This is a genomic window from Variovorax sp. Root411 (assembly GCF_001425205.1).
In the GTDB taxonomy this organism is placed as follows: Bacteria; Pseudomonadota; Gammaproteobacteria; order Burkholderiales; family Burkholderiaceae_C; genus Variovorax.
The window spans coordinates 19,680-37,449 of sequence record NZ_LMDW01000021.1 but is presented as its reverse complement, the minus strand read 5'-3'; the positions used below and the strand labels follow the sequence as shown (position 1 = coordinate 37,449).

Genomic DNA, 17,770 nt, shown 5'->3' with positions numbered 1-17,770 from the left:
CTTGAAATGACGATGAAGGGACTTTAGGGAGCCGCGCCTCCCGGATAAACGGGCAAGGCCAACAATCACTGTTTGCAGAACCCAAACAATCCGCGAATCCGCAGGAGCAGCACCCATGGACCGTTTCGATGCGATGCAGGCATTCGCCCGCGTGGTGGAAGCAGGCAGCTTCACCAAGGCGGCCGAGACGCTTCACATGAGCAAGACCAGCGTGACTCAGCTGGTGCAGCAGCTCGAAGCGAGGCTGCGCGTGAAGCTGCTCAACCGCACGACGCGCAAGGTCAACGTCACGGCCGACGGCGCGGCCTACTACGAGCGTGTGGTGCGCCTGCTGGCCGACATGGACGATGCCGAGACCAGCCTCTCGGGCGCCTCGGCATCGCCCAGGGGCCGGCTGCGCGTGGACGTGCCCAGCCCGCTGGCGCGCACGATCCTGGTGCCGGCACTGCCTGCGTTCCACGCGCGCTACCCCGACATCCAGCTCGACATGGGCGTGAGCGATCGCATGGTGGACCTGATCGGCGAGAACGTGGACTGCGTGGTGCGCGGCGGCGAACTCACCGACCAGTCGCTCATGGCGCGCCGCGTGGGCGACCTGCAGCTCGGCGTGTATGCGGCGCCGAGCTATCTGAACCTCGCCGGTACGCCCTCGCACCCGCAGGAGCTGGAAGACACGCATCACCGCATCGTGGGCTTCCTGTGGTCGCGCAACGGCAAGACTTTTCCGTACGCCATGCGCCGCGATGGCGACCGCATCGAGGTGCAGGGCCGCTACGTGCTGTCGGTCGACGATGGCAATGCCTACCTCGCGGCTGGTCTGGCCGGACTCGGCATCCTTTGGCTGCCGGACTACTTGGCCAAGGCGCACCTGGCGAACGGCGAACTGGTACCTCTGTTCGAGGGCTGGCAGCTCGACCCGATGCCGCTGTACATCGCGTTTCCGCCGAACCGGCACGTCAGCGCCAAGCTGCGCGTGTTCATCGATTGGGTGGCCGGGCTGATGGCGCTGCATGCGCCCATCAGCGGCCGACGCGATTCATGAAAGCGGCATAGCGGACAGCTCGCGCAGCCGCTGATGCGCAGCCCCATCCCACGCAATGGGCTGCTGGTTCTTCGCACTCAGGTAGTGGTGCGTGAAGACCGCGAGGTAAGCCTCCAGCGTTTGCTCGGCGGCGTGTTCACCTGCCAGGTTCATGCACAGCGCGGCCACCTCGCTCGTGCAGAAATGGTCGTCGCGGCCGGAGCGGCGCAGCTTGTATTGCGTGATCTGCTCCGGCTGCAGGCTCAGCACGGGCAGCAGGTCGAGGTAAGGGCTCCTGCTGAACATCTTGCGCGCCTCGGCCCAGGTCCCGTCGAACAGGATGAAGAGCGGGCGCTTTGCAGTGCCGCCACGGGTTGGGTCGGGCGACGAGACACTGGCGACCACCCGCTCGGGCGCCGCATACTGCCCCGGGAACACCACGTACGGTTGCCATTGCGGGTCGCTCAGCAAGGCCAGCAGCGCGGGGTCGGTGTCGGTGCGCATCCAGCCGAAGGCGAAGGTATCGGCCACCACGTCTGCAATCAGCCAACCTGTGTTGGTCGGCTTGAGCGGCTCGATGTCGGCCATGAGCAGGCACACCCCAGCGCGTGTTGCCACCGACGGACGCACTGCGCACATGCAGTGGCTGGGTACCAGCCGGCAGGCGGCGCAGCGCTCGCGCTTGAAGCCCCCGCGGGCCAGAAAGGGTTTGGCGCTTCGCGCCAGGCGCGCGGCACGAAGGAGGGAAACGGCGTGGGGCATGTGGGGATTCTCTGCGGTGACAATGCGGAAATGGCCAAAGGCAAACGAATTTCCGCAGACATCGGGGGCGACGCTATTCAAGCGATCAAGGAGCTGGGCGCCGCCGCCAAGCTGGCGCGCACGAGTGCTGGCGAGGGCCAGGCCGCCGCTGCCGCACGCCTGGGCGTTCACGTCCAGACCATCGCCCGGATCGAATCGGGCGAGCCGGGCGTTGCCATCGGGCATGTGCTCGGCATGCTGGCGCTTTACGGCATCTCGACGCAGCTGCAGCACCCGGACGCAGGCGGGGCCGCCTAGCGCCGGTCTTCGGTCTTTCGAAACAGCACCTGCACTTCGGCTGCGCGCGCCCTCAACTGGCCGCATCCGCCGTCGACGTCCTGCCCGGCTGAATTGCGCAGCTTCGTCAGGATGCCCCGCTCGTGCAGCGTGCGGGCCATCTGTTCGCAGCGCTCCCACGACGGGCGACTGAACGCCACGCCATCGACCGCGTTGAAGGGAATCATGTTCAGCACGCCGTACTTGCCGGAGAGCAGTTTGACGATGCCTTCGATGTCCTCCGGCCCGTCGTTGACGCCCTCCAGCAGCGTCCACTGGTACTGAATGGGATAGCCGGTGGCCCGCGCGTAGCGCTCGCCCGCGGCGACCAGTTCTTCTGGCGTCATGTTCGGCGCGCGCGGCAGGAGCTCTCTGCGCAGTTCGGCTTTGGTCGTGTGCAGCGAAAGGGCCAGCGCGGGCTTCACGCGTTCCTGGTGCAGCCTCTCGAACACGCGCGGATCGCCCACGGTGGAGAACACCAGGTTCTTGTGGCCGACGTTGCCCACCGTGCCGAGCAGGTCGATCGCCTCCATCACGTTGTCCAGGTTGTGGGCCGGTTCGCCCATGCCCATGAACACCACCTTGCGCACCGGCCGGCGCATGCGCGCGAGAGCGACCTGGGCAATGATCTCGGCGCTTCCCACCTGGCGCAGCAAGCCTTCGCGGCCGGTCATGCAGAACTGGCACCCGACGGCGCACCCGACCTGCGAGGAGACGCACAGGCCGTCCCGAGGCAAGAGCACGCTCTCCACGGTCTGGCCGTCCGCGAGAGCGACGAGCAGCCGCTCTGAACCATCCGCGCCGGGATGCACCGCGTGGATGCGCGCCAGCCCGGCAAGCTCGGCTTCGATGGACGGCAAGGCAGCCAGCAACGACGACGGGAAGAAGGTCCCCGGCAGACGCCTGCCGCTGTCCCGGGGCAGCGCGTGGGACCACAGCCGCAGGATGCGTTGTTCGTGGCTGGGGCCGGCTCCGGCTTCGCGCAGCCGGCGTTTCAGTTCGTGGATTCGCATGCTGGGGCAGATTGTGCACGGCAGTCGGTCCGCCGCCGAGCCGTGCCCGTCGATCGGATCCCTGTCTCAGGACGCCTGCGGCAGGTAGCTCGGCCGGGCCGCCGTCATGCCCTGCTTGACTTGCTGGGTGAGCTCATCGGCCAGCACCTCGTCGAGGCCCGATTCGAGTCCGTCGAGCGCGCGACCGACGATCGCTTCGGGGCTGGACTTCGGCGCCTCGAGCCCGCGCGTCAGGTCGGTATCGACATAGGCCATGTGCAGCCCCAGCACCTGCGTCTTCTGCAGCGCCAGTTCGTTGCGCAGTGCATTGGTGAGCGACCAGGCCGCGGACTTGCTGGCCGAATAGGCGGCCAGCTCGCCGCCGTTCACCCATGAGGCGACCGACAGCACGTTGAGCAACGCGCCACCGCCGTTGGCCTTGAGGATCGGCGCGAAGGCCTTGCTCATGCGCAGCACGGCGAAGAAGTTGGTCTCGAAGATGCGTCGCGCGACTTCTTCGCTGTCCGGTGCCAGAAAGCCGCCCGGCTGGGCGATGCCGGCGTTGTTGATCACAAGCGTCACATCCGACGCCAGCTCCGCGGCGGCCGCCACGTCCTCCGGCTTGTTGACGTCGAGCCGCAGGGGCTGGACACCAGCTTGCGTGACGGTGACGGGGTCGCGCGCACCAGCGTAGACCTTGCGGGCGCCACGGGCGAGCAGCTCGCGTGCAAAGGCCAGGCCAATGCCGCGATTGGCCCCGGTGACGAGGACGACAGCGTTTTCGATCTTCATGGGAGACTCCAAAAAATGAGTTGGTTGGGGATCGGATTCACTTGACTTTGATGACGACCTTGCCCTTCGCGCGGCCAGACTCGACATAGGCCAGGGCCTCGTTGGTCGCCTCGAAAGGAAAGACCCGGTCCATCACGGGGCGGATGGCCCCGGCCTCGATGAGCCGGGTGATCTCGCGCAGCTGGCTGCCGTTCGCCTTCATGAAGAGGAACGAGTAGCCAACGCCTCGGGCTTTCGCCTTTCGCCTGATGCCCGAGCTCAGCAGCCGCATGACCAGTTTCACGAACCCGGGTGCCGAGATTTCCTTGCTGAATTCGGGGTCCGGCGGCCCGGAGATGGAAATGAGCTTTCCGCCGGGTTTGAGCACGCGAAGAGACTTCTCGAGCGTCTTGCCATCCTGGCTGTTCAGGACCACGTCGTAGTCGCGCAGCACATCCTCGAAGTCCTGCGTCTTGTAGTCGATGACCACGTCTGCGCCCAGGCTCTTCACAAGCGCGACGTTGCCTGCGCTCGTCGTCGTGGCGACGATTGCGCCCAGATGCTTGGCCAACTGGATTGCGAAAGTGCCCACGCCGCCGGAGCCCGCCTGGATGAAGACCTTCTGCCCCTTCTTCAGGTCGGCTTTCTCGACCAGCGCCTGCCATGCCGTCAGGCCCACCAGGGGGATGGAGGCGGCTTCGACCATCGTGAGGCCCTTGGGCTTGAGCGCGAGCGATGCTTCCTTGACCGCGACGAATTCGGCGAAGGTGCCGATGCGGAAATCATCCGGGCGCGCATACACCTCGTCGCCCGGCCTGAAGTGCTGCACGCGCCGGCCCACTTCCACCACGACGCCGGCCACGTCGTGGCCCAGGACGAGGGGCAGGCGGTAAGGCAGGATGAGCTTGAACTCTCCGTCCCTGATCTTGGCGTCCAGCAGGTTCACGCCGGCGGCATGAACCTCGACCAGGACTTCGTCATCGCGCAGTTCGGGGATCGGGAATTCTGTCGATTGCAACGCGCGCTTTTTCCCGTAGCGCTCCAGCACAAATGCTTTCATGGTCTTCCTTGTTTCTCCGTCAATAAGCACTTCATTTGGCATGACAATCATCATATTTAAAGGCAAACAAGAGGGCGGCATCCATCCATCAACGGATTCAGCTGCCGACGGAGGTCAGGTGCTTGTGCGCGGCCTCGCGCAGGCTGTCAGACAGCGCAGGCTCGTCGACTGCACGCGCCAGCAGCAAGGCACCCACCATCGTGGAGAGGGTCACCAGTGCCTGTTCGTGGGCTCCGGGCTGTCCCCAGTCCGGCAGCTGGCGGGCGACGAGGTCGATCATTTCCTTGATGTGCCGGGTCGCTACACGGCGCACTTCGGGCGCCTGCCGCGAGGTCTCGGAACCCAGCGCGGCCAGGGGGCAGCCTATGTCGGCATTCTCCAGGTGCTCCCTGGAGAGATAGGCGCTCAGCATGGATGCGAGCGCCGTGCCAGGGGGCACGCTGGCCACGACGTCGGCCGCGGCGGCAGCGGACTCCGCGCACGCCCTCCCCGCCGCTTCGGCCAGCATGGTCTCGCGCGACGCGAAGTGGGCATAGAAGGCGCCGTGCGTCAGGCCGGCCTCCTTCATGATGTCCGAGACCCCGGTCCCGTCGTAGCCGCTGCGACGGATCGCGCGGGCAGCCACGGATACGATGCGCTCGTGCGTTGCATCCTTGGCGGCAGCTCTGGTGTTGGGCCTGATATTTCGCATGATGCGCATCATACAACATCCGTATGTCATGCGCACTGCGGCACGGTTTGACCTCGGCAAGCGACCGCCCGGCTGCGGCCGTCTCCCGATCAGGCTGTGACGGCAACCCCATTCCGCTCGAGCACCTCCAGCAGCTTCGGAATATCAGGCGGCCCCACCGGAATCTCGCGATCGATCGCGGTGAACATCTGGGCGGCCAAGGCGCCCTCCCCGGTGATCTCGAGCATCTGCCCGCCGCCCTTGCCGTAGTGAAAGCCATGCACCGTTCCACGCGGTACATGGACGAGCGTGCCGGGCTGGCACATGTGCGCGCGGCCGTCGCAGAGAAACTCGACCTCGCCTCCGAGGACGTAGAAGGCTTCGTCCCAATCGTGGCTGTGCGGCGGTGGCCCCGTGCCTTCGTCACCCCGTTGGAAGGTGATGCCATAGCTCTGCGTCGTCGCATTCGACGCCAGCACCGTCACCTGTGTGCCGAGCACATTCAGAGGAACTTCACGCCGGTCAGGCGTCAGGACAAAGTACGGAATCGTCATGGTCAATTCCTCCAACGCGGGGCCGTGATTCTGCTCGCCGCATGGAGGGGACACAAGCTGTCAGGCGGCGCGGAGGGTACCCTCCTGCGTCAGCGCCTCGCACTGGCTTTCGATGCGGGCATGAAGCAGGCCCAGCGACACCGAGAGAAACCGCTGCAGCGCGCTGCGCTGGCATGCGTCGAAGAGCGGCGCGGGGTCTGCGTCGGACAAGGCGGCATCGCGACGATCTTCGTCCCAGGCGAGCAGTTGGACCAGCGTGTGTGCGCCTTGCACGGCATCGCGCGCGTCATTGAGGAATGCGGCCAGGCTTTGTTGCGAGGGGCCGAGCCGCTCGGCTTGTACCCATTCGAAGGATTTGAATTGGGCGGCAGGACGATATGGCGTGCAGGAGCAGCCGGCGTTTGAAGCATGGGCCATGGGGCCTCCAAGGATGTCGATTTGCAACAACCGACGCCCTCGCTTCCAAACGAAGGCGGCAGCTCGAACGGGTTGGAAGACCGGGACATCCTTGCGGAAACCGGCAGGGCGCGAGCCCTCCCGCTCGAGCCGCCAAAAAGAGGCACGAACGAAAAAGCCGCAGACCATGTGCGGTGGCTGCGGCTTTCGTCGCAGGATGTCGGCGGGCTTCCAAACCCGGCCTCGCTCATCACGAGGCAGGGGCAATGTACGTGTTCTTTGGAGGGTCCGTCAAGTCGAGAGACCTAGGATGCGGTTGTCGTGACGGCTGTGTGAGAGGCGGTTTTGCGGCGGACGCAGTCGTTCGACAACTAACCAGCGACCGACTAGCCGGGCGCGGGCCAATCCGGCCAAGACGGCGGCTCGCTGCCCCATCGGATTGAAACGAGTCTCGAACCCCTCGATGCTGCGATTTCCTGTGTTCAGCAGCCATCATTCGATAGCAGCGGAGCCGCCCCTCAGCACGGGATTGGCGAGAATTCGCAAATGACCACAGTACGCACCGACTTCTGCTCGCAAATTCCCATCTTCACCAAGACTGCGTTTGGGGCCACTGGCTTGTCAACGGCAACCGCATTTTTCTATCGGCGGAACGAGAGCATGTACCTGGTTTCGAATTGGCACGTCCTATCCGGCCGGAATGCTCAGACACTCGAACCACTGGACAAGAACTGCGGCATCCCTGACCGAGTTGAATGCTACGCCCTGAAGGCGTCCGATTTCATTGAGCGAGTGTGGCACTCGTTTCCGTTGCTAGACGACGGTGGCAACCCGCGTTGGCTCCATCACCCAAGCTTGCAGAATCAGGTAGACGTAGCGGTGCTGCCGGTTGAGATTCCCGCGTCGCTCAGAACGTGCGCCATGAACGACCTTGCCGAGGCGGAAATGACTCTGCGTGTTTCTCACGACGTGTTCGTTCTTGGGTACCCCCTTGGCATTCAGGACGTTGTAGGTTTGCCTATATGGAAGCGGGCAAGTGTTGCTAGCGAACCGGGGACATCTGCGCCAAGCTTTCTTGTGGACACAGCTACTCGCCAAGGAATGTCGGGTTCGCCGGTGATCTTGCGCTACCGTGGCTTTCACAAGAGTGATCCGACGACACCCGCCGTAAGTGCCGAAGACTGGTTCGGCGAAGGCGATATGTTTGTTGGCGTCTACTCGGGCAGGCTGCTCGGAGCGTCGGAGCTTGAGGCTCAGCTTGGCATCGTCTGGAAGAGCAGAGTCATCGATGAGATCATTGATGGCGGCTCCCGAGCCGAGATCTGAGCCTGATTCCCTTCAACCAGTCTCTATTGGGCGTCTAGGCGTACTGCCCTCAACGACCGCAATCAGTCGAGGCTGTGTGAAAACTCACCACTCTGCTGGTCATGTCGGAAGTCGACCTCTCAGATCGAGTCAGGATCGACGATCGAAGACAAGGGAAGGGTCTGATGGCCCTCAAAAACATGCGCACCGAATGTTTTCACACGGCCTCGGCCAAGAGCATCGGCGCGTCCAAGAGCGTGGCTCTCCGCTCCGTCTGACCAATGCGTGCTGCGCAGGCCTCTGGGTCGGGACCGACTGCGAAGAGAAGCGTGAACTGCACCGAGACGTTCTGTTTGAAGAAGCCAAATACCGAGATACTCTGCGCTTGACAAACTGGCCCGATCAGAGAAACGGACGTTCAAGGCGTGCGTCAGAATTACTGGTTGCTACTGGTTCTGAATCGTCAAGGTGATCCGTGCACTCAGGTTTCAAAAATGAGGAAGAGATCGTATTCCCTTCGCTATCCTGCGAGCAAAAAACCAACATGAGGAGAATTTTTATGCTGCACCGCCGTGTACTCGCCTGCGCTATTGCCGCCGTGTTCGCACTGTCTGCGAACGCACAATCTTCCAGTGGCCCGGTCGCCCTTTCGGAGCAGCGCGCGGCGCTTACGATGCGGTACCTTGAGTTAGTCGGCTACAAGGAGACTTGGGCAGAGTCCTCCCAACGATGCCTCAATGATCTGCCATCGAAAGCACGCAAGGCGTTCATAGCGAGCCCAGGCAGTTTTGGAGGTCTGTCTCCACAGTCGGCATACTGGCCCGAGGTCGAACTCATATACGCCAAGAACGAGAGAACGAAATGCGATGCAATAGGCCGCGAAGATTTCTATCGCGACTTTGCCGAAGGCTTCGCTCGAAATCTTAGCGATTCGGACCTGCACGCAGCGATTGCCTTCTACTCCTCCGAAACGGGAAAACGAATTCAACGCGCGACCATTGAAGCGTCCGGCACGGTCTTGACGGAGATGAACAAGAAGTTGACCCTCATTGGTGACCAAGCCGACGTCGAATTTCGCAAGGAATTCAGAGCTCTCACCGCCAAGTATCGGGAGGACCCGAAGTAAGGGCCCGACCGGCAAGACACGGCCAGTACCGGTCATTCGTCACGGGACCCCAAAAATCTCCTCCGCGCGCTGGTGCGGTGGCCGGGGTCGAAGCTACATTGCCTCGTCTCTCAAACTAGCATTGCCGCCATGCCTTCACCGCAGCTCTCCTTGAACACTACGACTCGTTCCCACTATGGTGAGAACGACGAACTCGAGGTTGCTGTTGCTGTGTCGGGCTCGGTGATTTTCGGCTCGGTGGTTGCATACGACGACCATCGCAAACTCTCTGCCATCTGCAAAGTGCTGGCTGGCTTTCCCCAGCACGCGGGCGATTCGACCTCGTTTGACTACGGTATCTTTGATCGGCTCCGGGTCAACCTGACTACTGATGCGAAGGGCAATGTGGGCGTCACCGCCGTTCTAGAAAAATGGGGAGGGCCTGCAGCGAAATACTCGGAGTCCATGTCGGTGCAGTTTTGGTGCGGCCCTTCGGGCTTGGATGAATTCTGCAGCGCGATTGCCGCCTTGGAGCCCGACATGCCGGCCGAAGCGCACCTTCTTGGTAGGGCTGATCTGTGACGCCGGCCGGCCACTTTCGGACGTTGGCGATGGTAGGCCTCCGGCTGCCAAATTAGTAGGATTCCTGTGAAAACCTTCGACCTTTATGCTCGGGTCTATGTGGCTGCCAGCGGCGGCTGGAAGACCACCTTCTTGGGTACGATCTGCAGTGGAGCGGAGCCGGTTCAGACGCTGAAGGGACCAGAAAATTACTACTGGGTCGAGTTCGATGCACCTCAGGAGGATATATCGGGGCCCGACCTCTATCGGAAGGCCCAAATTCTGAGCTGCTATCTGGAGTCGGTGTAGTGTCGGTGCACGGGACCGCATCCGGCCACAACCGGACGCGCCCCAACGCTCGCCTATTCGACCGTCACCTCGTTCAGAATGACCATTGAAGCCGACCTCAACTTAGCCGAAATTCCATACGAATCCGGCGCCATCAAGTTCCGCTATGCACGGGTGATGTCGCCAGACAAGAAGCGTTGGATTCGGCATGGCCTCTTCGTTGCCTATCATGAGAACGGTACGGTGGTGTCCGAAGGTCACTACGTCGAGGGCAAGGAAGACGGCTTGTGGCGGGACTTCCACCCTGACGGAAAGCCTGCATCGGAGGGCCGCTACCATGACGGTCAGGAGGTTGGTGTCTGGCGTTTCTGGGGTGTCGATGGGACCGAAGAGCCAAGCACGGACTACGACGCTTGACGGCCAAAACCGGACCTTCGGACCCAGCTTCCAGTAGCACCATGCAGCGACACACTCTTTATGCGTACGTAGACGGCTCTGACTTAGAGGACGTCGCCGCGCCCATCGAGGAACGGCTTGTCGAGCTTGCCACAGCGCCGGGCTGGGTCACTTCTAGCCCAACTGTGGTGAATCAGAAGGCAAGCGTGTCTGGCAGCCGCCTTGATGATTTCCCGACTGGGACCTTGGCATCAACTTGGCACTGCCGGACCCAGGCGACGAGCCTGATGGGTGGTTCGGCGACGTGGTCCGTATTGCCGGGTACTTGGCAAAGCTGCATTCGGCTTTCGACCGCGAGTTTGTCATCGGCATTACCGACAACGTCACGGGCGTGACCGACGACCTCTTTTTCGTTGAGTCCGATGCGCCGGACCTAGACAGGCTGCGTAGCGCCATCGGTGTTTGTGGCGGCTAGCATCAGCAGCTTGCGGCCACAACCCGACGTTCATCAGGCAGGCTCACTTGTACCCACATCGACGATGACCAACCCAGCTCTTTGTCCTGCTTGCGCATCGTCTCGGATTGAGCACTCGATGCACGGCGGCCTGTTCTCGGACCGGTGCGCGGCCTGCGGCTGGGAGAGCTCCGGCACGTACTCGCCGACCATCGAAGGCCTGCCGCCATCGCCTGTCAACCGAGTAAGTGTTCGATGGCCGAAAGGCGACGTTGCTCCGCATGCCCTTAAGGTCCTGCGAGAGGTCTCTCCTCTGGCGAAGAAGATGGGCATTGCCGGCCTGTCGGCATCCATGGCCGAAGGTCGGCCGTTTGAGCTGGGCGTTGTCGCTGAATATGCGCGAGCGCAGCTATCGCGCGAGCTGGAGCAAGCAGGCTTCTTGGTCACCAGTGAGATGGTGTCGTAGGCGTAGTTTCGGCCAGAACCAGACATTCGCCGCTGCTGCGAAATTTGACTAAAGAGCGGACCCGTGCGGCCAGGCAGAAATCCACTTGTCCCAACCCACCTGGCACTTGAAGTAACTTGTGTTCCCGAGCAGCCACGAACAGTGCCGCATCTTCTTGATAGCCCAAGGACCTTAAGAAGGATTCCCCGACGAGTCTGCCTGCTCCGCAACCGTGTAAGCAGTCAGTCTTGGTGGCGAAGTGCATCGACAACCAGCGCAAACGCTCGGGAAGACATCCGACGGCTCGGATAATAGAGATGGTAGCCAGGGAAAGTCGGCCACCAATCCTCCAACGCGGGCACTAAGTGACCGGCTTGGATGTACTGCTCCGCCAGCGTTGCGGGCACATAGGCAATGCCCGCCCCAGCCAGAGCCGCCACGAGCATTTGTGGCGTTGTGTTTCCCGTGAACTGGCCCCTTACCTGCACCTGCAGGCTGCTGCCTGCTTTTTCCAGCTCCCACGCATATAAGCCCCCGTGAGTCGCCAAACGCAGGTTGACGCAGTTGTGTTCCACCAGATCGTGCGGCGTGCGCGGCCGAGGATGTGCTTCAAAATAGGACGGCGCGGCCACGATGGCCATCTTCAGGTCAGGTGTGATGCGCACAGCGATCATGTTCTGCGCCACCTGATTGCCAAACCGGATGCCAGCATCAAAGCGCCCCGCAACAATGTCGATCAACTCGTTGTTGATGTTGATCTCGATATTGATCTCTGGGTAGTTCTGCATCAGGACCGCGAGCTTGGGCCAGAGGAAGCTACTGGCCCCGTAATCCGAAGCGCTGATTCTGATCGTGCCCGCTGGGCTGTTGCGGTCGCGACCCAATTCCGCAAGCCCTGCTTCAATGCCCTCGTACAAGGGTGCCAACCTGGCTAGCAGGCTTTCTCCTGCTTCCGTGGGCGCGACGCCTCGTGTCGTGCGTGCCAGGAGGCGCACGCCGAGCTGCGCTTCCAGCCGCTTGATGGTGTTGCTTAGCGAAGGCTGAGTGATACCCAGCTGAGCAGCAGCGCGAGTGAAGCTGCGCTCTCGCGCAACTACCAAAAATGCCCGAAGGTGGTTGAGGTCCGCGTCTTTCATTTATATCGATTAGCTATAGCAGTATGCATCTGTTATAGGCTATCCCAGCAGTCTCCATTTGGGCACAGTCAGGTCAACAGCCTCGTCACACCTGAACTTTTGGAGAAACATGCATCTTTCATTCGAAAACCAAGTAGCCGTTATCACGGGCGCCGCATCGGGCATCGGCTTGGAAACAGCAATCGCCTTTGCCAAGGCCGGCGCGGCAGTCGTGCTAGCCGACGTCAACGAAGCTGCCGTCTCGAAGGCAGCTGAAGAGCTCCTCGCCAAAGGGCACAAGGCCCTGGCGTTTGCCTGCAATGTCGCCGACGAGGCGCAGGTTGCCGCTCTGACTGAAAAAACCATTTCCACCTTCGGTCGGCTCGACATCGCTTTCAACAACGCCGGCATCCAGGTGCCGGTTGCCGAAACAGCCGACGCCAGCGGCGCCGACTTCGACCGAATCATCGGAATCAACTTGCGCGGGGTGTGGAACAGCATGAAGCACAGCTTGCGGCACATGCGGCTTCAAGGCAGCGGCGTGATCGTCAACACGTCGTCCCAGGCCGGGCTCGTGGGCACCGCTGGCTTGGGCGCCTATACCGCTTCCAAGCATGGCGTGATCGGATTGACTCGCGCTGCTGCGCTTGAATACGCCGCGAAAGGGATACGGATCAACGCGATCTGCCCCGGCGCCATTGATACGCCCATGGTCCAAACAGCGCTTGCTGACGAGCCCGACACGATGAACGCAGTGATTGCATCAATACCGGCCGCACGCCTGGGTCGTTCCCAAGAAATTGCATCTACCGTGCTTTGGCTGTGCAGCCCAGGAGCAGGTTTCATAACGGGCCAGGCAATCGCTGTCGATGGTGGCTTCACTGTGAGGTGATGCGCTTTGCGTCGGCCGATTTGGCAAGTACAAATGCCCTCTCTGCTCAGATGACAACGCGAGCACGTGACTGGGCTCTCTTGAGGGTGGCATCTCCGAAGGGATGCCCTTTTTCCCATCTCCAGCGTGTCGTAGCCTAGGCGCGTCCACGTCGCCTCAGCGGTCTCTGGCGTGAACCGCTTCGGCACGGCATTAGAGCTCCGCAGCCCTGGACGACCGGTGTTTGCGGATCCGGAAGACCGCTTTGGGCCCGATTGCGACATTCAGGCGTCGCGACCTTAGGACGGCACCCAGTCTGAAGCTGCCGACGCCCACGTCGCACGAATAGCACCCGCAAGCAAGCAAGCCCCCTCCAGCCTCACCCCTTCGACACCCGCCGCCGCGCCTTCACCGCCGAAGCCAGCCCCTCGAGCACCGGCACCGTCTGCGCAAACCCAATGCAGGCATCGGTGATCGAAACCCCATGCTTCAGCGCAACCCCAGGCTTCAGGTCCTGCCGNCAGCCCCTCGAGCACCGGCACCGTCTGCGCAAACCCAATGCAGGCATCGGTGATCGAAACCCCATGCTTCAGCGCAACCCCAGGCTTCAGGTCCTGCCGTCCTTCCTCCAGATGGCTCTCGATCATGAGGCCCGTGATGCGCCGCTCGCCGGCCGCGATCTGCGCTGCCACGTCTTCGGCGACCACGATCTGCCGCTGGTGCTGCTTGCTGCTGTTGCCGTGCGAGACATCGATCATCACCTGCGGCCGCAGGCCATTCGCCAGCAGCGCTTCGCAGCTGGCCGCGACATCCGCGGCCGAATAGTTGGGGGCCTTGCCGCCGCGCAGGATCACGTGGCAGTCGTCGTTGCCGCGGGTCTCGAAGATCGCCGCCATGCCCATCTTGGTCATGCCCATGAATGCATGCGGCGCGCGGGCCGCGAGGATGGCGTCGGCCGCGACCTTGACGCTGCCGTCGGTGCCGTTCTTGAAGCCCACCGGGCAGCTCAGGCCCGACGCCAGCTGCCGGTGGCTCTGGCTCTCGGTGGTGCGGGCGCCGATGGCGCCCCAGGCGATCAGGTCGGCAATGAACTGCGGGCTCAGCAGGTCGAGGAACTCAGTGCCCGTCGGCAGGCCCAGGGTGGTCAGTTCGAGCAGCAGGCGCCGCGCGCGCTCCAGCCCTTCGTTGATCGCGAAGCTGCCGTCCAGGTGCGGGTCGTTGATGTAGCCCTTCCAGCCCACGGTGGTGCGCGGCTTCTCGAAGTAGGCACGCATCACGATGAGCAGGTCGTCCTGCAGCGAATCGGCAACGGTCTTCAGGCGCTGTGCGTATTCGATGGCCTGGTCGTGGTCATGGATGGAGCATGGGGTCGTCGCGGCCGTGCAGCACGTCGGCAATCTCCGCACGGCTGCGTTCGACCAGCGCCAGCGTGTTGTCGCGCACGGGCACGCGTTCCTGCAGCAGCGCGGGGGTGATGAGCGGACGGACGGCACCGATGCGCACGTCGTCGATGCGCGTGGTGTCGAGCGTGCTGTCGCGGGAGCCGACTTCGGCGTCGTGGAGAGGATCGTCGAGGCGGGGCATGGTGGTCGTGGCTGTGGTTTCGAATGGAGCTTCCTCGATTGTCCACTCGAAGGCCCCATGGCCGATCCGCCCATCAGACCAGCTGCAGATCCTTCGGCGCCACCCCGTCGAACACCTTCGCAAGCTGCGCCGGCGACAAGCCATACATCCGCCTGAACAATCCGCCGAACACCGCCCGGTATTCATTGAGCACCGGATAGTCCCGGTTCTCGAACAGCGTCGCCTGCGTCAGCGCCTGCTGCTCGCCCACGACGCGCCCGCCCGCCTGCGCCGACAGCCCGCCGCCAAGCACCCAGTACACGGTGCCGTGCCCATGGTCGGTGCCGCGGTTGCCGTTCTCGCGGAAGGTGCGGCCGAATTCGCTGATGACCACGACCACGGTCTGGCGCCACGCGTCCTCGCCCATCTCCTGCGCGAAGCCGGCCACGCCACGGCCCAGTTCCTCGAAACGATTGGCAAGGTAGCCGGTGGCGCCGCCCTGCCCCACGTGCGTGTCCCAACCGCCGACGTCGACGAAGCCCAGGTCGAATCGGTCGCGCATCAGCAGCGCCATGCGGCGTGCGACCAGCTCGAAGCCCTTGGCGCTCATGGCGTTGCGGCTGGCCGCGTCCATCTCGGCCTGCACCGCGCGCATGACTTCGTCGCGCACCTGGAAGCCTTCGGCCACGGGCTGCGCCAGCGCGGTGTTGCGGTACATGGCCGCGATAACCTGGCTCTGCCGCGCGTCGAGGGCCGAGCGCGCATTGCCCGCGAGTGCCATGTTGGCGGCCTTGGCATCACCACGCAGCGAGATCGGTAGCTGGTCGGTGAAGGCGATGGGCGACACGTCGGTGACGGGCCCCGCGCTGAGCACGCCGGCCAGCCGGTTCAGAAAGCCCGAGCGGTAGTCGCGCCGCTTGTCGAGCGCCTGGCCGAGTTCGATGGAGTCCTGCGTTTCGAAGTGGCTGCGCGTGAGGTCGTCGGTGCCTGCGAAGGCGATGAAGGAGGCCTGCTTCTGCTGGAACAGCGGCATCACGGTTTGCGCGAGCGCGGGGTGCAGGCCCCAGTTGCTGTCGATCGGCAGCGCGCCGTTGGGTGTGCCGGGGCGCGCGATGGCGATGCTGGGGCGCGAGGCGTAGTAGAAGTCGCTGCTGGTCGGCACGAGCAGGTTGCTGCAGTCGTACGCACCGCGCAGGAACACGACCAGCAGCTTGGTGCCTTCGGCGGCGGGGGCGGCCATCAGCTGGCCGGCGGCGCCTGCGAACGGGGCGGCGGCGATGAGCTTCAAGAGTTCTCGACGTTGCATGACGGGTGTCCTTTCTTCTGTCTTGCTCCTTCCCCTTCCGGGGGAAGGTTGGGATGGGGGCTCAGCGGCGCTCGATCAAGCACCAAGACGGAATGAACGCCGCTTGCCCCCACCCCTGCCCTCCCCCGGAAGGGGAGGGAGAAATACAAAACCACTACGTCAGCGCCGCATCAGCTCGGGCGACGCCAGCAGGAAGGTATTCCATTCCTGCGGATTCTTCGCCTGCGCCAGCGCCTCGCGCGTATCCGCACTCAGGCCGCCCTGCATCGCGCGAACCGCTGGCGATTCGGCCAGTGGCGGAAAGGCGGGCTTCTCCAGCGGCGCCTTGTCGTCCACACGAAACAGCACGGCGCCGTTCGCACCGATGGCACGCGCGATTTCGAATCGCGTATTCATCTGCCCCGCGCTGGCCCATGCGGCTTCATTGAGCGGATAGCCATCGGGCGTCTCGTGGCCGTACAGCTGCTCGCCCATGCGGTTGATCCAGTTGAGCACAGGGTTCACGTTCGACGCCACGCGGTCGTCGTATGCGAGCCGCACGCCGGCCATCACGTAGTGCACCGGATCGCGGAACTTGCGGCCCAGCGATGCAGCGAACTCGGGCGATTCGAACAGCGACTTCAGCGTGATGGCGATGTCGCCGTCGCTGCGCGTGAAGGCCGCGGCCATGCGGTCGACCAGCGCGGGCGGTGGGTCGTCCGACACGAAGTACACGGCGAGCTTGCGCGAGATGAAGCGCGCGGTGGCCGGCGCACGCGCGAGGCGGTCGAGCGCCTCGTCGGCCTCGGCCAGTCCATGGCTCTGGATGGGTTGGCCCAGCAGCGTCTTCGGCCCGTAGTCGTGCCGGTTCGGGTTGAACTCGAACAGGCCCTTGCGCACGTAGTCGGCACGCACGGCCGGCCGCACATTGGGCGGTGGCGCATCGAGCGGCTGATAGCTCACGCCCACGCCGGTGAGCACGCGCGCCAGCTCCTGCACGTCGCCCTGCGAATAGCCGCCGCCCACGCCCAGCGTGTGCAGCTCCATCAGCTCGCGCGCGTAGTTCTCGTTGATGCGGTTGGCACCGTTCTGCGCGTTGTCGAGGTAGCGCAGCATCGCGGGGTGGTGCAGCGTGGCGCCGAGCAGGTCGCGGAACTTGCCGAGCGCGTGCGGGCGGATGGCGCTCTCTTCGTAGTCGCCCACCATCGCGCGGATGTTGTCCTTGCGCAGGTTGACGTTGAAGTGATTCATCCAGAACCACGTCATCTGCTCCTGCAGCTGGTTGGGCGAGTACAGCGCGCGCAGCACGAAGCGCTGCTGCGCCTCGCGAGCGAGCTGGTTGAGCTGTTGCTGGTAGGCCTGCCGCGCAGCCTTCTTCTGCTCTTCGTCAGGCAGCGCGTCGGCGGCCTTGCGCTGCGCGTCGAGTTCGGTGACGAGCTGGTCGAGCGGCGTGCGCGAGATGGTCATCGCGTCGATCTGCGCCTGCGCCGCCGGCGGCAACGGCGCGGAGCGCGGGTTCAGCTGGTCGCGCATCCACAGCGAGAGGCCGCGCTTCGCCAGCTGCGCATCGCTGCTCGCGTTGGCGCCCCAACTCACGCGGTCGAGCCAGCGCAGGCGTGTGGCTTCGTTCACCGGGGCGGAGGGCAGCGATACCGATACCAGTGGCCGATGGTCTCCCGGCGCGCTCGCGCAGGCCGCGAGCAGCGCCACCACACAGGCGCCGATTAGGCTTTTCTTATTCATCGGAACTCCTGGGCGTGGGCGTAAAGAGAACGCCCCTCCTCAACCACCGCACCCCGCTGCGCGTTGACGCTCTTTACCTTCGCAGCGCTGCGCCAGGA

20 protein-coding genes and 1 pseudogene are annotated in these 17,770 nt (G+C 63.6%); 10 read left to right on the top strand and 11 right to left on the bottom strand.

What is annotated here, in order from left to right:
- Nucleotides 1-115 precede the first annotated feature (115 nt).
- Nucleotides 116-1,042: a LysR family transcriptional regulator gene (locus ASC92_RS27005; protein ID WP_056522317.1), complete on the top strand. Its 927-nt coding sequence runs from the start codon at nucleotides 116-118 to the stop codon at nucleotides 1,040-1,042.
- Here the strand turns inward: ASC92_RS27005 and ASC92_RS27000 are convergent.
- Nucleotides 1,037-1,783: a tRNA-uridine aminocarboxypropyltransferase gene (locus ASC92_RS27000; protein WP_056522315.1), complete on the bottom strand. Its 747-nt coding sequence runs from the start codon at nucleotides 1,781-1,783 to the stop codon at nucleotides 1,037-1,039. The genes ASC92_RS27005 and ASC92_RS27000 overlap by 6 nt on opposite strands.
- Before the next feature lie 30 nt (nucleotides 1,784-1,813).
- On the opposite strand from ASC92_RS27000, the gene ASC92_RS26995 reads away from it, so the two are divergent.
- Nucleotides 1,814-2,080 (top strand): helix-turn-helix domain-containing protein, encoded by a 267-nt coding sequence (locus ASC92_RS26995; RefSeq protein ID WP_056522313.1) that lies wholly within the window; start codon nucleotides 1,814-1,816, stop codon nucleotides 2,078-2,080.
- On the opposite strand, the gene ASC92_RS26990 is transcribed toward ASC92_RS26995, so the two are convergent.
- The 6 genes from ASC92_RS26990 to ASC92_RS26965 all read right to left on the bottom strand — a co-directional run bounded on the left by ASC92_RS26990 (nucleotide 2,077) and on the right by ASC92_RS26965 (nucleotide 6,589).
- On the bottom strand, nucleotides 2,077-3,111 hold the full coding sequence (locus tag ASC92_RS26990) for an RNA methyltransferase (protein WP_056522310.1): 1,035 nt from the start codon (nucleotides 3,109-3,111) through the stop codon (nucleotides 2,077-2,079). The two genes, ASC92_RS26995 and ASC92_RS26990, sit on opposite strands and share 4 nt — an antisense overlap.
- 66 nt (nucleotides 3,112-3,177) lie before the next feature.
- Entirely contained in the window at nucleotides 3,178-3,882 is a 705-nt protein-coding gene (locus ASC92_RS26985; RefSeq protein ID WP_056522306.1) for an SDR family oxidoreductase, read from the bottom strand.
- A gap of 37 nt (nucleotides 3,883-3,919) precedes the next feature.
- Nucleotides 3,920-4,921: an NADP-dependent oxidoreductase gene (locus tag ASC92_RS26980; protein ID WP_056522303.1), complete on the bottom strand. Its 1,002-nt coding sequence runs from the start codon at nucleotides 4,919-4,921 to the stop codon at nucleotides 3,920-3,922.
- Between the two features lie 97 nt (nucleotides 4,922-5,018).
- Nucleotides 5,019-5,624 (bottom strand): TetR/AcrR family transcriptional regulator, encoded by a 606-nt coding sequence (locus ASC92_RS26975; protein WP_056522300.1) that lies wholly within the window; start codon nucleotides 5,622-5,624, stop codon nucleotides 5,019-5,021.
- Between the two features lie 77 nt (nucleotides 5,625-5,701).
- Nucleotides 5,702-6,145, bottom strand: a complete 444-nt coding sequence (locus ASC92_RS26970) for a cupin domain-containing protein (protein ID WP_056522297.1) — start codon at nucleotides 6,143-6,145, stop codon at nucleotides 5,702-5,704.
- 60 nt (nucleotides 6,146-6,205) lie between these two features.
- Nucleotides 6,206-6,589 (bottom strand): hypothetical protein, encoded by a 384-nt coding sequence (locus tag ASC92_RS26965; protein WP_321164601.1) that lies wholly within the window; start codon nucleotides 6,587-6,589, stop codon nucleotides 6,206-6,208.
- 498 nt (nucleotides 6,590-7,087) lie between these two features.
- Between ASC92_RS26965 and ASC92_RS26960 the strand changes: the two genes are divergently transcribed.
- The 7 genes from ASC92_RS26960 to ASC92_RS26935 all read left to right on the top strand — a co-directional run bounded on the left by ASC92_RS26960 (nucleotide 7,088) and on the right by ASC92_RS26935 (nucleotide 11,116).
- On the top strand, nucleotides 7,088-7,867 hold the full coding sequence (locus ASC92_RS26960; RefSeq protein WP_056522292.1) for a trypsin-like peptidase domain-containing protein: 780 nt from the start codon (nucleotides 7,088-7,090) through the stop codon (nucleotides 7,865-7,867).
- 454 nt (nucleotides 7,868-8,321) lie between these two features.
- Nucleotides 8,322-8,972 carry a DUF2059 domain-containing protein gene (locus ASC92_RS26955; protein WP_157609146.1) on the top strand — a complete coding sequence of 217 codons (651 nt, stop codon included), beginning with the start codon at nucleotides 8,322-8,324 and terminating at the stop codon, nucleotides 8,970-8,972.
- A 129-nt stretch (nucleotides 8,973-9,101) separates the two neighbouring features.
- Entirely contained in the window at nucleotides 9,102-9,533 is a 432-nt protein-coding gene (locus ASC92_RS26950) for a hypothetical protein (protein ID WP_056522286.1), read from the top strand.
- 66 nt (nucleotides 9,534-9,599) lie between these two features.
- Nucleotides 9,600-9,821: a hypothetical protein gene (locus ASC92_RS28820; RefSeq protein ID WP_157609145.1), complete on the top strand. Its 222-nt coding sequence runs from the start codon at nucleotides 9,600-9,602 to the stop codon at nucleotides 9,819-9,821.
- A gap of 78 nt (nucleotides 9,822-9,899) precedes the next feature.
- Nucleotides 9,900-10,217 (top strand): toxin-antitoxin system YwqK family antitoxin, encoded by a 318-nt coding sequence (locus ASC92_RS26945; protein ID WP_056522283.1) that lies wholly within the window; start codon nucleotides 9,900-9,902, stop codon nucleotides 10,215-10,217.
- A 235-nt stretch (nucleotides 10,218-10,452) separates the two neighbouring features.
- On the top strand, nucleotides 10,453-10,671 hold the full coding sequence (locus ASC92_RS26940; protein ID WP_056522277.1) for a hypothetical protein: 219 nt from the start codon (nucleotides 10,453-10,455) through the stop codon (nucleotides 10,669-10,671).
- 118 nt (nucleotides 10,672-10,789) lie between these two features.
- Nucleotides 10,790-11,116 carry a hypothetical protein gene (locus ASC92_RS26935; RefSeq protein ID WP_056522274.1) on the top strand — a complete coding sequence of 109 codons (327 nt, stop codon included), beginning with the start codon at nucleotides 10,790-10,792 and terminating at the stop codon, nucleotides 11,114-11,116.
- A gap of 221 nt (nucleotides 11,117-11,337) precedes the next feature.
- Here the strand turns inward: ASC92_RS26935 and ASC92_RS26930 are convergent, their stop codons facing one another.
- On the bottom strand, nucleotides 11,338-12,231 hold the full coding sequence (locus ASC92_RS26930) for a LysR family transcriptional regulator (RefSeq protein ID WP_056522272.1): 894 nt from the start codon (nucleotides 12,229-12,231) through the stop codon (nucleotides 11,338-11,340).
- A 109-nt stretch (nucleotides 12,232-12,340) separates the two neighbouring features.
- Between ASC92_RS26930 and ASC92_RS26925 the strand changes: the two genes are divergently transcribed.
- On the top strand, nucleotides 12,341-13,102 hold the full coding sequence (locus tag ASC92_RS26925; protein ID WP_056522270.1) for a glucose 1-dehydrogenase: 762 nt from the start codon (nucleotides 12,341-12,343) through the stop codon (nucleotides 13,100-13,102).
- A 500-nt stretch (nucleotides 13,103-13,602) separates the two neighbouring features.
- Here the strand turns inward: ASC92_RS26925 and ASC92_RS26920 are convergent.
- The 3 genes and pseudogenes from ASC92_RS26920 to ASC92_RS26910 form a co-directional block, all read right to left on the bottom strand.
- Nucleotides 13,603-14,665 (bottom strand): annotated as a pseudogene (locus tag ASC92_RS26920) (3-deoxy-7-phosphoheptulonate synthase); the annotation flags it as partial.
- Between the two features lie 73 nt (nucleotides 14,666-14,738).
- Nucleotides 14,739-15,950, bottom strand: a complete 1,212-nt coding sequence (locus tag ASC92_RS26915) for a DUF1501 domain-containing protein (RefSeq protein ID WP_056522268.1) — start codon at nucleotides 15,948-15,950, stop codon at nucleotides 14,739-14,741.
- 159 nt (nucleotides 15,951-16,109) lie between these two features.
- A complete protein-coding gene (locus ASC92_RS26910; RefSeq protein ID WP_056522267.1) occupies nucleotides 16,110-17,672 on the bottom strand; it encodes a DUF1800 domain-containing protein in 1,563 nt (520 codons plus the stop codon).
- Between the last annotated feature and the right edge of the window lie 98 nt (nucleotides 17,673-17,770).

What these genes read in the sequence shown, in the direction of transcription:
- ASC92_RS26930 (WP_056522272.1), bottom strand. Translation starts at nt 12,231, where the DNA reads ATGAAAGACGCGGACCTCAACCACCTTCGGGCATTTTTGGTAGTTGCG.
- ASC92_RS26990 (WP_056522310.1), bottom strand. Translation starts at nt 3,111, where the DNA reads ATGCGAATCCACGAACTGAAACGCCGGCTGCGCGAAGCCGGAGCCGGC.
- ASC92_RS26925 (WP_056522270.1), top strand. Translation starts at nt 12,341, where the DNA reads ATGCATCTTTCATTCGAAAACCAAGTAGCCGTTATCACGGGCGCCGCA.
- ASC92_RS26935 (WP_056522274.1), top strand. Translation starts at nt 10,790, where the DNA reads ATGCACGGCGGCCTGTTCTCGGACCGGTGCGCGGCCTGCGGCTGGGAG.
- ASC92_RS26980 (WP_056522303.1), bottom strand. Translation starts at nt 4,921, where the DNA reads ATGAAAGCATTTGTGCTGGAGCGCTACGGGAAAAAGCGCGCGTTGCAA.
- ASC92_RS26915 (WP_056522268.1), bottom strand. Translation starts at nt 15,950, where the DNA reads ATGCAACGTCGAGAACTCTTGAAGCTCATCGCCGCCGCCCCGTTCGCA.
- ASC92_RS26945 (WP_056522283.1), top strand. Translation starts at nt 9,900, where the DNA reads ATGACCATTGAAGCCGACCTCAACTTAGCCGAAATTCCATACGAATCC.
- ASC92_RS26970 (WP_056522297.1), bottom strand. Translation starts at nt 6,145, where the DNA reads ATGACGATTCCGTACTTTGTCCTGACGCCTGACCGGCGTGAAGTTCCT.
- ASC92_RS26995 (WP_056522313.1), top strand. Translation starts at nt 1,814, where the DNA reads ATGGCCAAAGGCAAACGAATTTCCGCAGACATCGGGGGCGACGCTATT.
- ASC92_RS27005 (WP_056522317.1), top strand. Translation starts at nt 116, where the DNA reads ATGGACCGTTTCGATGCGATGCAGGCATTCGCCCGCGTGGTGGAAGCA.
- ASC92_RS27000 (WP_056522315.1), bottom strand. Translation starts at nt 1,783, where the DNA reads ATGCCCCACGCCGTTTCCCTCCTTCGTGCCGCGCGCCTGGCGCGAAGC.
- ASC92_RS26950 (WP_056522286.1), top strand. Translation starts at nt 9,102, where the DNA reads ATGCCTTCACCGCAGCTCTCCTTGAACACTACGACTCGTTCCCACTAT.
- ASC92_RS26975 (WP_056522300.1), bottom strand. Translation starts at nt 5,624, where the DNA reads ATGATGCGCATCATGCGAAATATCAGGCCCAACACCAGAGCTGCCGCC.
- ASC92_RS26985 (WP_056522306.1), bottom strand. Translation starts at nt 3,882, where the DNA reads ATGAAGATCGAAAACGCTGTCGTCCTCGTCACCGGGGCCAATCGCGGC.
- ASC92_RS26960 (WP_056522292.1), top strand. Translation starts at nt 7,088, where the DNA reads ATGACCACAGTACGCACCGACTTCTGCTCGCAAATTCCCATCTTCACC.
- ASC92_RS26910 (WP_056522267.1), bottom strand. Translation starts at nt 17,672, where the DNA reads ATGAATAAGAAAAGCCTAATCGGCGCCTGTGTGGTGGCGCTGCTCGCG.